This is a genomic window from Phyllobacterium sp. 0TCS1.6A, from assembly GCF_026420825.1.
GTDB lineage: Bacteria > Pseudomonadota > Alphaproteobacteria > Rhizobiales > Rhizobiaceae > Phyllobacterium.
In genome coordinates, this window is record NZ_JAPMAB010000004.1 from 218,134 (window position 1) to 233,225 (window position 15,092).

The 15,092-nt window shown below is 62.8% G+C and carries 10 protein-coding genes; 5 read left to right on the top strand and 5 right to left on the bottom strand.

Annotation, left to right across the window (positions count from 1 at the left end; translation table 11 throughout):
- The first annotated feature begins 2 nt into the window (after positions 1-2).
- Together OSJ75_RS11970 and OSJ75_RS11975 are read left to right on the top strand one after the other, a co-directional pair.
- Positions 3-1,037, top strand: coding sequence for a Gfo/Idh/MocA family protein (locus OSJ75_RS11970; protein WP_267228212.1), 1,035 nt, complete (start codon positions 3-5; stop codon positions 1,035-1,037).
- Positions 1,034-2,899, top strand: coding sequence for a hypothetical protein (locus OSJ75_RS11975; RefSeq protein ID WP_267228213.1), 1,866 nt, complete (start codon positions 1,034-1,036; stop codon positions 2,897-2,899). Before OSJ75_RS11970 ends, OSJ75_RS11975 begins: the two co-directional genes overlap by 4 nt.
- A 4-nt stretch (positions 2,900-2,903) precedes the next feature.
- Here OSJ75_RS11975 and OSJ75_RS11980 read toward each other — a convergent pair whose 3' ends face one another.
- The 4 genes from OSJ75_RS11980 to OSJ75_RS11995 all read right to left on the bottom strand — a co-directional run bounded on the left by OSJ75_RS11980 (position 2,904) and on the right by OSJ75_RS11995 (position 7,377).
- On the bottom strand, positions 2,904-3,989 hold the full coding sequence (locus OSJ75_RS11980) for an SMP-30/gluconolactonase/LRE family protein (RefSeq protein WP_267228215.1): 1,086 nt from the start codon (positions 3,987-3,989) through the stop codon (positions 2,904-2,906).
- Between the two features lie 192 nt (positions 3,990-4,181).
- Positions 4,182-5,564: a tripartite tricarboxylate transporter permease gene (locus OSJ75_RS11985; protein ID WP_267228216.1), complete on the bottom strand. Its 1,383-nt coding sequence runs from the start codon at positions 5,562-5,564 to the stop codon at positions 4,182-4,184.
- Between the two features lies 1 nt (position 5,565).
- On the bottom strand, positions 5,566-6,024 hold the full coding sequence (locus OSJ75_RS11990; RefSeq protein WP_267228218.1) for a hypothetical protein: 459 nt from the start codon (positions 6,022-6,024) through the stop codon (positions 5,566-5,568).
- Positions 6,025-6,084: 60 nt separating this feature from the next.
- The gene (locus OSJ75_RS11995) at positions 6,085-7,377 is read right to left on the bottom strand and encodes a hydroxymethylglutaryl-CoA reductase, degradative (RefSeq protein WP_267228219.1); all 1,293 of its coding nucleotides are present in this window, start codon (positions 7,375-7,377) and stop codon (positions 6,085-6,087) included.
- Between the two features lie 133 nt (positions 7,378-7,510).
- Here OSJ75_RS11995 and OSJ75_RS12000 point away from each other — a divergent pair, with 133 nt between their 5' ends.
- The 3 genes from OSJ75_RS12000 to OSJ75_RS12010 all read left to right on the top strand — a co-directional run bounded on the left by OSJ75_RS12000 (position 7,511) and on the right by OSJ75_RS12010 (position 14,221).
- Entirely contained in the window at positions 7,511-8,905 is a 1,395-nt protein-coding gene (locus OSJ75_RS12000; RefSeq protein ID WP_267228220.1) for a PLP-dependent aminotransferase family protein, read from the top strand.
- Positions 8,895-9,791, top strand: coding sequence for a hydroxymethylglutaryl-CoA lyase (locus OSJ75_RS12005; RefSeq protein WP_323748385.1), 897 nt, complete (start codon positions 8,895-8,897; stop codon positions 9,789-9,791). The genes OSJ75_RS12000 and OSJ75_RS12005 overlap by 11 nt, the downstream gene beginning before the upstream one ends.
- A 671-nt stretch (positions 9,792-10,462) precedes the next feature.
- On the top strand, positions 10,463-14,221 hold the full coding sequence (locus tag OSJ75_RS12010; protein ID WP_267228222.1) for an autotransporter outer membrane beta-barrel domain-containing protein: 3,759 nt from the start codon (positions 10,463-10,465) through the stop codon (positions 14,219-14,221).
- Positions 14,222-14,414: 193 nt separating this feature from the next.
- Here the strand turns inward: OSJ75_RS12010 and OSJ75_RS12015 are convergent, their stop codons facing one another.
- Positions 14,415-14,954 carry a cysteine hydrolase family protein gene (locus OSJ75_RS12015; protein WP_250017827.1) on the bottom strand — a complete coding sequence of 180 codons (540 nt, stop codon included), beginning with the start codon at positions 14,952-14,954 and terminating at the stop codon, positions 14,415-14,417.
- Positions 14,955-15,092 lie beyond the last annotated feature (138 nt).

Here is a 15,092-nt window from a genome sequence, read left to right on the forward strand (position 1 = left end):
GGATGGCGTTGTTTCGCGGAGCACTGATCGGCTGCGGCTTCTTTGCCGTCAACCAGATGTATGGATGGCGCGATGTGGATGGCGCCGAAATCGTCGCCATCTGCGATCGCGACCCGGAGCGGCTGAAGATCGTCGGCGACACGTTCGGCATCGAACGGCGCTATCTCGACGCGAGCGAGCTCTTCCGGGATGGCGGTTTCGATTTCGTCGATATCGCCACCACCGTGCGCAGCCACCGGTCGCTGGTGGAACTGGCGGCCGCCCACCGGCTGCCGGCGATCTGCCAGAAGCCGTTCGCGCCGACGCTCGCCGACGCCAAAGCCATGGTGAAAGCCTGCCGCGATGCGGGTGTTCCGCTGATGGTGCACGAAAATTTCCGTTGGCAGACGCCGATCCGGGCGGTGCGCGAGGTGCTTGCAACCGGCGCGATCGGAACACCGTTCTGGGGCCGCTTCTCCTTCCGCTCCGCCTATGACGTATTCTCCGGCCAGCCCTATCTGGCCGAGGGCGAGCGCTTCATCATCGAGGATCTCGGCATCCATACGCTTGACATTGCGCGCTATATTCTCGGCGACGTGACGTCTCTCACCGCGCGGACCCGGCGGGTCAATCCGCGCATCAAGGGCGAGGATGTCGCGACGATCCTGCTCGACCATGAGGGCGGCGCCACCTCCATCGTCGATGTCAGCTATGCGACGCGGCTTGCCGACGAACCATTTCCCGAGACGCTGATCGAACTCGATGGCAGCGAAGGCAGCATCCGGCTCTACAAGGGCTATCGCCTCGAAGTGACGAACGCAGCCGGGACGACGGCGAGCGACGTGGCTCCGGCGCTGCTGCCATGGGCCTCGCGGCCCTGGCACAATATCCAGGAGAGCGTGCTTGCCATCCAGCAGCATTGGGTCGAGCAGCTGCGCTCCGGCGCCGAAACCTCGACATCCGGCGCCGATAATCTGAAGACCTTCGCCCTGGTAGAGGCAGCCTATGCGAGCGCCGCGACCGGCCAGCCCGTCGATGTGCGGAAATTGCTGGCATGAGCGCCGCCGATCCGTTTCTTCTCTACGGCACGCATGAGCGCGAGGCGCCGCCGCTTCGCCTCGTCGCCGGGCGGCTGGCGGCCGATTTCGCCGACGGCAATCTGCGCACCATCACCTATGATGGCGTCGAAGTGCTGCGCTCCATCTCATATCTGGTGCGCGACCGCGACTGGGGCACCTACAGGCCGCGCATCGAGGACCTGTCGGTCAGGCAGGATGACGGCCGCTTTGCCCTGACCTACCGCGCCGATTGCCAGGGGCCGGAGCATACGGCGCTCTCGGTCGATGTCAGCATCGAGGCGGGCGATGGTGCGCTGGTCTTCAAGGCGAAAGCCGTTTCGACGACCGGCTTCGACACCAATCGCTGCGGGTTCTGCATCCTGCATCCCATCATCGGCGTGGCCGGCGGACCGGTTGCCGTGGAGCATGTGGACGGCCGCCGCGAAGAGACGGTCTTCCCCGATCTGATCGAACCCTGGCAGCCATTCAAGGATATGCGCGCGATCACCCATCCGGTCATGGACGGCGTATCGGCGACGTGCCGCATGGAAGGCGATGTCTTCGAAATGGAAGACCAGCGCAACTGGTCCGACGCATCCTACAAGACCTATGTCCGCCCGCTGGCGCTGCCCTGGCCATACCGGATCGAGCCCGGCAAGCCATTCGAGCAGACGATTGCGCTGACCATCGAGGACGGCCGTCCCCATGGCCGACCGGCTGTGGCGGCGGGTGCGCCGGTAACGATCCGGCCCGGCAGCCGGCGCGGCATGATGCCGAATATCGGCCTGGTCATACGTCCGGAGGACGCAGCATCCACTTTGCAGGCTGGTCATCTCCGCGGCGAGATCGGCGCGCAGGAACTGCTTTTCCATTTCGACCCGCTTGCGGGCCACGGCAAGGCGGCGCTGCAGGATTTCGCGGCCATTGCGCGGCTCCACCGGGGACGCGCGGTGCTCGAGATTGCGCTTCCCTGCGACAGGCAACCCGACGACGAATGCCGCGAGATCGCGCAGGACATGCGCTCGGCCGGCCTCCAGCCCGATGCGATCGCCATCTCGCCCGCAGTGGACAGGCAGTCGACGCCGCCGGGCAGCGAATGGCCGGAATGCCCGCCATTGGAGGTGGTCTATGCGGCGGCGCATGGCGCCTTCGCGGATATTCGCCCCAATATTCGCATTGGCGGCGGCATGCTGAGCTATTTCACCGAATTGAACCGCAAGCGCGTGCCGCCGCAACGGCTGGATTTCGTGACGCATTGCACCAATCCCATCGTCCATGCGGCCGACGATCTGAGCGTGATGCAGACTTTGGAAGCATTGCCCTTCATCACGCGGTCCGTGCGCGCGATCTATGGCGACTTGCCCTATCGCATCGGTCCCTCGACCATCGCCATGCGGCAGAACCCCTATGGCAACCGCACCATGGACAATCCGCATGGCAGCCGTATCGCCATGGCCGATCGCGATCCGCGCCACAATGGCCGTTTCGGCGAAGCCTTCGCCATGGGCTACGCGATCAGGACGCTGGAGGCGGGCCTCGAATGCCTGACGCTTTCGGCGCTGACCGGGCCTTTCGGCCTCGTTGCGGGCGAAGGCGAGCCGTCGGCGCCGGGTGCCATGCGTCCGATCGGGGCAACCGTCCGCACATTGGCAAGCCTCGCCGGATCGACATGGCAGGAAATGGTGTCTTCTTCGCCGGGCGCCGTCCTTGCCTTCGCCGCGATCACGGATTCGCGCCGGACGCTCCATGTCGTCAACCTGACGCCGGATGAACAGAGCGTGCATCTCGACGCCCAGGAAGACGCCGCGCCGCGGCGCATCCTCACGCTCAGCCCCTACGAGACCCGCTGCATTGGCGTTTAACCCGTCACTTCGCGTGCGCGGGGTCCGGGGCGGCCTTGGCCAGGGCCTTCACGGCGAAGATGCGCGAGCCCTGTCCCTTGTCCCAATCATTGCTGAAGATCAGCATTTCGTCGGTGCCCGGGCGTATCACCATCGAGGTCGATCGCAGAAAGTGACCCTGGTCGCGTCCCGGCAGCAGATATTGGCCGACCGGGAAACCCAGCGGGTTGAACGCCATCACCTTTCCCTGCCCATAGACTGCCACATAGACATTGCCTTCGGCATCAATGCGGAGGGAATCCGGTCCGCCACCCGTGAAGCTGTAGACGATCGATGAGCCGAACGGCGCGACGGTCGTCGGATCGGCCAGCGCTATGCGATGCAGATTGCCGCCGGCGAGTTCGGTCACCCACAATGTCTTGCCATCCGGGCTGAGGCCGATGCCGTTGGCGATCTTCAGGTTGGGTACGACCAGAACCGGCTTGCCGCCATCCGGGCCGACATAATAGACGCCGCCCGTCGGCACGCTCGACCCGCCCTTGAAATCGGTGAAATAGAAGCCGCCATTCCTGTCGAAGACGAGATCGTCCGGCAGGAAGCCGGCATCCCGCGATACGATCCTGCGCATGTCGGTCCCGTCGGGCGCGAGGCTGACCACCGACCCCCTGGACTGGAAGTCGCCAAGCTCGGCCATGTAGATGCGCCCATCCTTGTGGACGGCAAGTCCGGCTGGCCGCAATTCCGCGTCGGGCAGGAAACTCGTCAGCTCCTTTTGTGGTGTCAGGCGGAACAGGCGCCCGCCGAAGACTTCGCAGAACAGGAGATCGCCGGCCGCGTCGAAGGTCGGGCACTCGAGCTGCAGCGCCTCGTCGGCGACCTTGAAATATTCCTTCGCCTCGACGGATGGCAGCTGCGAGTCCGCCATGGGGAGAGGCACGACGCTTCTCAGCTCCTTCGGCAGGTCGAGCGCCGGGAGATTCCCGGCGCTCTCGGTCGCCTGGGAGGCGGTGGTTGCGGATATGGGACCCAGTAGCGAGCCCATGATGAAGGCGAGGCCCAGTGCCGGGCCCAGTGTCCGGCCAAGTGCCCGGCTGCGGCTATATATGTTCATGACTGTTCTCCTCCCTCACTTCGTTCGACCTAGTGACCCGAATCTGAAGTTCACTACATTATTGCAGCAGCGTCAGATGAACTTCAGATTCGATAAGGTCACTAGCAACCATATGTTTCTAGTGTGGTTTTCGGAATTGAAATACGCTCCGGCCCCTGCCGCCATAGTCAGGCGTATTTCAATTCCACCACACTAACTGAAAAGTTTCAGTATGGCGGGAACGCTGAGGATCGCAGCATAGTAGCCCATGAACTGGACGCCCGTATTGATGCCGAGCACCCGGTAGAGCAGCCCGCCGATGAGGCCGACGGTCAGGATGACGAGCAGCGCAATCACGCCGCCTTCCCATATGCCGATCACCAGTATCAGCCCGACGAAGGTGGCGATGATCGCCTCATGGCTGATATATTTCGCCACGAAAGCCGCAGCGCTGCGCGCATGGTTCATGGCGAAGGGATAGGCGATCGCCGCGGCGATGAAGACGGAAACCAGGCCCCAGACCAGGAATTCCGGCACCGACAACATCGTATGGAGGTTGTTGACCGCACCCGTCGCGGTTTCGACGGTGAAGCGTGGCGGCGCGTTGAACAGGGGCGCGGCAGGACCGGCGGCGACAGGGCTGAGCGGCAGGCCGAACGCAATCAGCGGGATCAGGGCCTCGGCGATATAGGTCGATTCCGTCACGCCGTTGCGCACGGCGAGAACGGAGGTCAGCCGGTGATAGGCGTGCTTGATCCGCGCGCCCACGATCTCGCCGGCGATCACGGTGACGGCGACGGGGCTGAACACGAACGTGGCGCTGGTGATGGCCGCCGCCGTTGCGGTCGTCGTCGCCTGGCTGCGGTCGAGCACCTTGAACGGGTTCGGGAAGTAGCCGCCCCAGCTCTTGACGTCCGGCGCCAGCGTGGTCTGGCGCAGGTCGTTGCGGTTCATGCGCTTCTGTTCAAGCGGCGAAAGCGACGATACCAGCTCGGCGACCAGCGGCCCGATGGCGATGCCGAGGAAGTAGCTGACGCCGAGCTTCACATTGTGGTCGGCGGTGAAGGCCTGCATGGCGACGATCATCAGCGTGAACGGAACGAGCGCCACCACCGAGGCCCAGCGGCCGGCCGAGAAATAGGCGATGATGACCGCCGCGATGATGAAGAGCCAGGGCGCCGATGCGGTGATATAGGAGCCGAACGGGGCGAGGATCACCGCGAACAGGACGGCCAGCGGCACGGCGATGAACGCCGATATGACCGAGCCTGCCAGCATCTTGCGCAGCGCCACATGCGGTGCGCCGAGATTGCGCAGCGCCGTCGCCTGCTGCAGCAGCGGCAGGGCCATCGTATCGCCGGGAATGCCGAGAAGCGCTGTCGGCACCGCATGCGTCATGTGTTTCGAAATCGCCGCGCACATCCAGAAGGTGAAGACCGCGGCCGGTGGCGCGCCGAGCAGAACGACGAGCAGCGTCACCGGGGCGAGCGTCGTCGTTTCGTCCGTGCCGGAAATCAGGCCGATGGCCGAAAACAGCACTGCGCCCAGCAGGCCGAGTGCCAGGGCGATCATTATTTCGTAAAGCAGACCGTCCATATCACACCCCCGGCCTGTCTGGGCCACGTTCCGATTCATGGTTCCTGAAGATTTCGTAGAGCCCGACCTGGCGCATCTCCTCGGCGACGACGGGCGGCAGATCCTGCACCCGGCCGATGGGACCGCCATCCTGTTCGAGCTGTTCCAGAACTTCGGTGAGCCATGTGGTGCCGGCCGCTACTTGCTCGACCACCACGCGCTTGGGTGGAAAGATGCGGGCGCAGATGGCGCCGCCGACAACCGACGCGACGATGCCGGCCAGCATGGCCAGCGCCTTGCCGATGGCAGGCGTCGCCGCCAGCGGCGTGATCAGCTGAAGTGCAATGAAATAGGCCGCCACGCTGAGCACGGCGCCGATGATCATGGCCTTGCCAAGCTGGGGCCGTGAAATCACGTCACCCCAGACTTCGGCCAATTGGCCATGCCTTCCTGCCGATGGGGCAGGGGTCGTATCTGTCATCATAGTCCTCCCACATATGTGCAGGCGGCGAAGCTCCCCCTTCGCCGCGTGCAAGAAATCTTATTTGCGCAGTTCGGCCAGGATTTCCTCGGCCCGTGCCGCGCGCACGTCATGATCGGCGGCGAGCCTGCGGGCCACCGCGTCTATCTCTTCGCCCACCGCACCCGCGCCGATCGCGATGTTGCGGGCATGCAGGGCCATGTGGCCGCGCTGGATGCCCTCCGTCGCCAGCGCGCGCAGCGCCGCCATGTTCTGGGCAAGACCGACGGCAACGGTGACCTCCGCGAGCTCCACGGCCGAACGGACGTTGAGGATTTCCAGTGCGGCCTGTGCCGCCGGATGGGTTTTCGTGGCGCCGCCGACAATGCCGAGCGCCATCGGCATCTCGATGGTCCCGACGAGATTTCCCTTGGCGCTCACTTCCCAGGTCGTCAGCGACGTATAGCGTCCCGACCGGGCTGCGTAGGCATGGGCGCCGGCTTCGATGGCGCGCCAGTCATTGCCTGTCGCCACGACGACGGGATCGATGCCGTTCATGATGCCCTTGTTGTGGGTGGCGGCGCGATAGGGATCGATTGCCGCGAATTCATAGGCGTCGATGATGCCTTCGATCATGCGGCGGCCGGAAAAATCCTTGGTGGCGAGGGCATCCTCGGTCACTTCGATGCGAGCCCGGGCCAGACGCAGATCGGCGAGATTGGACAGGATGCGCAGCCTGACCGCGCCGCCGGTTATGCGCTCGACGATCGGGGCAATGGCCTCGGCCATGGTGTTGACCGTATTGGCGCCCATCGCGTCGCGCACGTCGACGAGAAGATGCAGCACCACCATCGGACCGCGCGAACTCGCGGCGAACACATGCACTTCGATATCGCGGCAACCGCCCCCGAACTTGACGAGGACGGGGTCCTTGGCATTTGCGGCGGCGATGATCTCGTCGCGGGCGGCGAGGATGGCGAGGCGGGCACCATGCGGGTCGGACGTGCCGAGGACCTGGACCTGCGCACGCATGACCGGCGCCGTGGACGACGTCTGGAAGCCGCCGCAATCGCGGACGATCTTCGCCATATAGGACGCGGCGGCGACGACGGAAGGTTCTTCCACGGCCATCGGCACCAGATATTCGCGGCCATTGACCAGGAAGTTGGTGGCAACGCCAAGCGGCAGTTCGAATGTGCCGATGACGTTCTCGATCATGCCGTTGGCGCGGGTGACGGAAAGGGCATCGGGCGCGGCGAGCACGGTCCGGGCCTGTTCGCTCAGCCCGGCAGCCTTGGCAACCTGCTCGAGGCGTTCTGCGGGTGAAAGGTTTCGCATATTCTCGATACGAGAGGTTGCGGTATTCTTCGTCATGCGGCCCTACTCCAACCAATAGGCAACAAAAGCTTGCGTCGGCTGCAAACTGTCCTAGGATACTGCCACTGATCAAGGGACAGTTGTCTTGAATATTGACGGCACTGTCCCATTTGAAAACTGGGACAATTGCATGAATCTGGTCGATACGATCGTGGCGCAGATAAGCGGGCAGATTGCATCCGGGCTTTACAAGCCGGGCCAGCGGCTTCCTTCGGTGCGCGGTGGCGCCGGGCAGTTCGGCGTCTCGAAGAACACGATGGCCGAGGTCTATGACCGGCTGGTCGCCCGCGGCCTCGTCATTTCCCGGCAGGGCTCCGGATATTACGTCACCAAGAGCCGCCCGGTCGCGCCGCAGAAGAGCCGGCCCTATGTCACCGAGGCGACGAGCATCATGTCGCTGCTGCGCGAGCAGCTCGACCAGAACTATATGACGCGGCCGGGCGATGGCCGCCCGCCGACGACCTGGACCGAAGATGCGGACATGCGGCGCATATTGCGCACCGGCCGCAATGCCACGGCGGAAGTCGATTTCGGCTATGGCAGTTCCTGGGGGCTCGGGATGCTGCGCGACTGGCTGCGCATGAAACTGGCGGAGCGCTCGATTGCGACCGAACCCGATGGCGTGATGCTGACCAGCGGGGTCAATCACGGCCTCGACCTGATCATCCGGCATTTCCTCGAACCGGGCGATACCGTTTTTGTCGACAGTCCCGGCTATTATCCGCTCTTCGCCAAGCTCAGGCTGGCAAAGGCCAATGTCGTTGCCATCCGCCGCTCCGAGGATGGGCCGGATCTCGACGACCTGCAGCAGAAGCTGGCGCTCCACCACCCGAAGATATTCTTCACGCAGAGCCAGGCGCACAATCCCACCGGCTGGACGCTGTCGCCGGCGCATGCCTTCGGCCTGTTGCAACTGGCCGAGGTGCATGACTTCCGGATCGTCGAGGATGACATTTTCGCCGACCTGCTTGCGCCGACCTTGCCCCGGCTCGCCGCGTTCGGCCAGCAGAGGGTGCTTTATGTCGGCTCATTCTCCAAGACCCTGTCCGCGAGCCTGCGCTGCGGCTATGTCGCCGGCGCCCCGGACACGATCCGCAGCCTGGTGGACCTGAAGATGATCACCATGGTGGCGACGTCGCTGCATGTCGAGCGTGTCGTCCTCGAAATGATCGAAAGCGGTCAGTATCTGAAGAATCTGCGGCGCCTGCGCGGCTGGATCGAGGATGGCGCCAAGGCCACGGCCCAGGCTCTCGCCGATGTCGGGCTGGAGGTGAAACTGCCCAAGGTGCAGGGATTCTACATCTGGGTGCCATTGCCGCCAATGCTGGACGAAGCCGCATTTTGCCGCCGGGCGGCGGAAGCCAATATTTTCGTCGCCCCGGCCAGCGTCTTCCATCCGGACCGCGACACGCCGGTCCAGCCGGCCATGCGGGTCAATGTGGCCTATGGGGCCGATCCGCGATTCTGCGCGTTTCTGCGCGAGGAAATGAACATGTTTTCGAGAGGTGAAGCGAATAATGGATAATATACGCCTGGTCGAAGTCGGCCCGAGGGATGGGTTGCAGAACGAGGCCCGGCCGCTGAGCGTCGAGGACCGCATCCTCATGATCGAGGGTCTGGTTGCCGCGGGCCTGCGCAGCATCGAGGCGGGCAGTTTCGTCTCGCCGAAATGGGTGCCGCAGATGGCCGGTTCCGCCGAGGTGCTTGCCGCGCTGCCAAAGCGCGACGGCCTCGACTTTCCCGTGCTGGTGCCGAACATGAGGGGCTTCGAAGCGGCGCATGCGGCCGGAGCCGGGGAGATCGCCATCTTCGCTTCCGCATCGGAAAGCTTCTCGCAGAAGAATATCAATTGTTCCATTGCCGAGAGCTTCGAAAGATTCGAACCGGTGATGGATGCCGCGCGCCAGGCCGGAATCCGCGTCCGCGGCTATGTATCCTGCGTCCTCGGCTGTCCCTATGAGGGAGAGGTGGCGGTATCGGCCGTGGTGAAGGTGGCCGAGCGGCTCCATCGCATGGGCTGCTACGAGATTTCCCTCGGCGATACGATCGGCGTCGGCACGCCGAAGGCGGCGGCTGCCATGGTGCGAGCCGTGGCGGGAGAGGTGCCCATGGACCGGCTGGCGCTGCACGAACACAATACTTATGGACAGGCGCTGGCCAATATCTACGCCTGCCTCGAAGCGGGCGTGCGGGTCTTCGACGCTTCGGTCGGCGGTCTCGGCGGCTGCCCCTATGCCAAGGGTGCGACCGGAAATGTCGCGACGGAGGAACTGGTCTACATGCTGGAAGGGATGGGCGTTGCAACCGGTGTCGACCTGCCGGCGCTGTGCCGGGTTGCCCTCGATACATGCGCCCGGCTCGGGCGCGAGCCGATCTCGCCCATCACCAGGATCATCGCGGCGAAAGGCTGAGCTTGTCGAAACACGCGGTACATCGTTCTCCGGGCCCTGAACGGGGGCAAACTGGCCCATATGGTGGGATAGATTTTCGGCCTAAAAAAATATTTTGCCCTGCAAGCTGCTGATTTCGCTCATTCTTCCTTCCGGCACGCAAAAAAACTTATCCCCCCTGTTTGAAGCCGGGGTATTCTGCACAAATCCTTTCCAGTGGGGGAGCAGCTTCCGGAGCTGTTTCGACAAGCTGGGAAAGGATGGCGTTGCCGGACGATCGGAAGTGACAAACCCGATTGGCCAGCAAACTGCAGAAGGAAACGGAGGTGGCGCTTCGTTTCCGGGTTGTTGCGTCTGACAAACGTGACAATGGCAGGCAAAGACGTCGCGGGCGGTCTTCGGACCTCGACCCTGATTATAATACTGACGCGCTGAAGACCGCCCGTCTCCCCCATTTCAATGACCAGACGCGATTTTGCGGGCGTGGTGAGGATTTTGCTTATGCAATCAATCCCCTCATGCTGGGCTTGTTCGCCGGCGGAATATCATTCCCTTGTCATCCAATTGATAAACTGACGCGTTAACGCAGTCATATTTGATCGGTTTATTTGAATTTCAGGATATTGATTATGTTTCGGCGATTGAGTGCCATCATACTGGCAGGCTCTGTATTTTTTCAATCTGCTCCGTCTTTGCATGCAAACGACCTGCAGGTTGCCCTCGAATACATCGAAAAGGAACGGGAGGGCTGGTTCAAGTATCTCAAGAAGAAAATCCTGAAGGACTATCCCCTATCCGGGACCAGCTTTGCCGAACTCGATCGCAAGAAAAGCCTGCAATACCAGGCCATACCGGGTGCACGGAAGATTCTCGCCGAGTCGGATAAAGATGAAAAAGAGCCCTATCTCTACCAGAGCTTCCTCCCGACAGCTCTCGGTTCGCTTTCCACCAAGGCGAAGCTCGACCAACATCAGAGCTATATATTCGCCAAAGAGGTGATCGACGCTGCCAACAAATCTTCGGCGTCTCTCCTGAAGGATGAATTCCTGCGGGGACGTCCAAAAGAGGTGCTCGACCGTCAAGGCCGATATAAGAAAGAATATGAGGACATAAAGGGCTCGTCCTTTCCAAGCGGCCATTCCTGGAGAGGTTACGATCAGGCGCTCGCCCTGGCCATCCTGTTCCCCGAGCGCGGCGCGGAAATCCATTCCCGCGGCGATCAATATGCGGAAAGCAGGGTGGTCGTCGGAGCGCACTTCCCGACCGATACCATCGCCTCGCGCATCGGCACCTACAGCACGGCGGCGCAACTGCTCTCCGATGACTGGATGGCCGGCGCTTTCGCGCGGCAAAGCAAAGCGCTGCGACGCGATCTGATTGGCCTGTGCGCGCAGGCGCTGCGCGAGTGTCTTGAACGTGAATCTACTCCGCTTTTCAACGAGAACGCCAAAAGCGGGTTCCCGATGGGCTCCTATGGAGCTTCGGCTGCGACGCCGGCGGCCTTGTTGCCCGGCCAGCTGCCAAAGATGGCGGCAAATCTGCTCCGTCTCCGCTTTCCCTATCTGAACGAGCAGCAGAGATTGGAAATCCTGGCAAGTACCGCATTTCCCGAAACGTCGTCGGCCGGATGGCTGGTCACCAAGAAACACCCGGATTCCCGCTGGGGCCTGATCAATCTGGCTGCCGCGCATCATGGGCCGGCCTATTTCCGCGACACGATGATCGTGGACCAATCGATCGATCCGAAACTGGACGTGGCGGATTTCGGCGCAAGGGATAGATGGAAGAACGATATTTCCGGCCCCGGAGGACTGACCAAGCGCGGGCCCGGCACGCTGGAACTGTCCGGCAACAACAGCTACTCCGGCAGCACGACGATCGAGCGCGGGGCCCTGCGAATATCGTCGGACAGCAATCTCGGCGCAGCTGCCGCGCAGCTCGATATGAAGGACGGCGGACTGGAGGCACGCGGAAATTTCTCGATGGGCAGAAATATCGCGATAGAAACAACCGGGCTGTTCGACGTTAGCCGCACCGACAGGCTGGACCTGACCGGCGCGGTCACCGGCGCGGGGACGCTGATCAAAAGCGGCGGCGGCGTCCTGCATCTCGGGAACACCGGCAACAAATATGCCGCGACGATCGTCCGGGGTGGCACGCTCGAGGGCGCGGCGGGCTCGATCGCGGGAGATATCGCCAATGCGGGGACGGTCATATTCGAGCAGTCCAGCAACGCAATCTTCGGCGGTGACATTACCGCCATCGATGGTGCGCAAACCGGCAAGATCGTCAAGAAACAAGCCGGAAAGATGGTCAAAAAGCGCGTCGCCGATCTGGCGCTCGAGGGTAGCTCGGCGTTGGATTGGTCGATAGAGCAGGGAAAGCTTCTGGCCGATGCGGCCAGGTTCCATGGCAATGTCCAGATCGGTGCCGCTGCAACACTGCAGATGGATCAGAAGCAGGCTTCCGTCTATTCAGGGCGGATCGCCGGCGCAGGCAGTTTCGTCAAGCATGGCCAGGGAGCCCTACTGCTCGATGGCGATAGTTCCGGATTCAAGGGAGATACATTGATCGCCGGCGGCACCCTGCTTGTCGGCGATCCGGCAAAACCGGCTGTTCTCGGCGGGCGCCTCAAGATAGCCGAAGGTGCCGTCCTTGGCGGTTCCGGGCAGGTCGGCAGCGTACGGCTCGAGCGTGGAGCAATGATCGCGCCGGGCAATTCGATTGGAACGCTGACCATTGCCGGCGATCTCGACAGCCTGGACGGCGTCGTGCTGCTGGAAACCGCATTGTCCGGCGACGATTCGGCGACCGACAGGCTGATTGTCCGTGGCAATACGTCCGGCTCTTCGACGGTTCGCGTAAGCAATGCCGGCGGAATGGGCGCGAGGACCACCGAGGGTATCGAGATCATCGCCATCGATGGCGCGTCGGAGGGCATATTCGTCCTCGAGGGCGACTATGTGGTGGCCGGCGCCTACACATACCGGCTGCACAAGAACAATGCCTCCGGCACCGACCCGAAGGATTGGTATCTGCGCTCGGCGGCACCGAAAGCCGATGCGGCGGAGAGCGCCACAATCGCACCCGAAGCGCCTGTGCATCAGGTCCTTGCGCCCGAAGTGCCTGCGCCTGAAGTGCCTGCGCCCGAAGCGCCTGCGCCCGAAGTGCGTGTACCCGAAGTGCCAGCACCTGAAGTGCCTGCGCCTGAAGTGCGTGCGCCTGAAGTGCCAGCACCTGAGATTCTGGTATCTGAAACGCCCGTGCCCGAAGCACTTGTGCCCGTAGTGCCTGCGCCGGAAACGCATGCGCCTGAAGTCGCCGTGCCCGACGCGCCGGAAGCGCCTGTATCGGAGGCGGATGTGAACGCCGGTTCCGCCGCCGGTCCGAGCCCCGTGCCGGCTGCGGAAGAGCCGCAACCGGCTTCCAGTCCGGAGATGAGTCCCGAACCGGTCTCCGCGCCGGAATATCACGTCGGATCGCCGGCCTATGAGGCCTATCCGCAAGCGCTGCTCGGGCTGAACGGCGTCGGTACGCTGCAGCAGCGTCTGGGCGGCCGCTTCCAGGCGGAAGGGAGCGACCGCACCGAAGATGCAGGCGCCCATGGCAGCGGCCATCTCTGGGGCGGCATCGAAGGCGGGCGGGAACATATCGCGCCCCGGTCGTCGATCACCGCCACCGGTTTCGAGCAGGATATGCTCAAGTTGCAGGCTGGCATCGATGGCATGATGATCGACAACGAACATGGGAGCATGACCGGCGGCGTGTTCGTGCACTATGTCCGCGGCAATGCGAGTACCCGTTCGGGCGCCTATGCCGATGCCGAAATCTCGACCGAGGGCTATGGTTTCGGCGGCACGCTGACGTTCCGGGGCAATGGCGGCTTCTATGTCGACAGCCTGGCGCAGGTGACCTGGTACAATACCGACCTGACGACATCGGCTCGCGGCGGCGGGCTCATCGACGGCAATGACGCGATCGGTTTCGCGCTATCGCTGGAAAGCGGCAAGCGCTTCGCAATTGCCGGGCGCTGGTCGGTGACACCGCAGGCCCAGCTTACCTATTCGAGCGTCGATTTCGACGATTTCAAGGATGGATTCGGCTCGAACATCAGGCTTGAAATGGCGCGCAGCCTGCAGGGCCGCCTTGGCATTTCCGTGGATCATGAGCGCTCATGGCAGAACGACCGCGGCCTCGCGGACAGGGTACAGTTCTCCGGCGTCGCAAACCTCTATTACGAGTTCCTTGAGGGCACGAACGTCAAGATCGAGAATGTCAGCTTTGTCTCGGGGAGGGACGATCTATGGGGCGGCATCGGCCTCGGCGGTTCGTTTGGCTGGGACGACGCCCGATATTCGATCTATGGCCGCGGCACGGTCAATACCAGCCTCGACGACATCGGCGGCAGCTATTCGCTCACCGGCAATGCCGGCTTCAAGGCCATATGGTAATCGCATTGAACGGCGCCGAGCCAGGTTCAAGGCGGCGATACGGGCGCTGCTGAAATGCCAGCCCTATGCGGAATTCGGTTTGAAGGGCCAATTTCACTTGCCGTTTATAATCCAATAGGCAAGCTCATGGCCGAGCCCGGATGCAGGAGCGGCGTCCAGGCATTCTGACGCCGCTGGTATCGGCCCGGCGAGCCTAGATCAGCTCGTCTGACGCGACGACTTTGCCATAGGCAAAGCCAAGGGCCGCTAGAAAGGCTGCATGGGTGTCGGCGGCCGGGATCGTTTTTCCGCCAAACTCCACGTCGCGGCTTGCGGTCGCGTCGTGGGCGACAAGCACGCTGTAGCCGAAATCAGCAGCCGCGCGAGCCGTTGCATCGATGCACATATGCGTCATGGCGCCTACGATGGCCACTTCCTTGATGTTTTCCGCATCCAGGAGGGCCTTGAGGTTCGTATCCCGAAAGGCGTTGGGATAGTTTTTCGTCACCACCGGCTCGCCGTCTCTTGGCGCCACGGCGGGAATGATTTCCGCACCACTGGTTCCGGCGACGAAAAACGGAGCGTCCGGCCCGCTCTCGTGGCGAACGTGGACGACGGGCGTTCCTGCGGCGCGCGCCGCGGCAACGACCCTGGCGGCGTTATCGACCGCAGCTTCAATCCCCGCCAGCGCCCATTTGCCGGAAGGGAGATAATCGTTCTGGAAATCGACGATGACGACGGCGCGGCGGTTCATGGAAATTCCTTTCTGATCGATGCGAGTCGAGTGATGATACAGGCAGCGACACAAACCGCCAGAGCCATCCAGGCATAATCCCATACGGTCAGAGAAGTATGATGACTGCCACACAGTCATACTTTTTTGTTCCCCGAC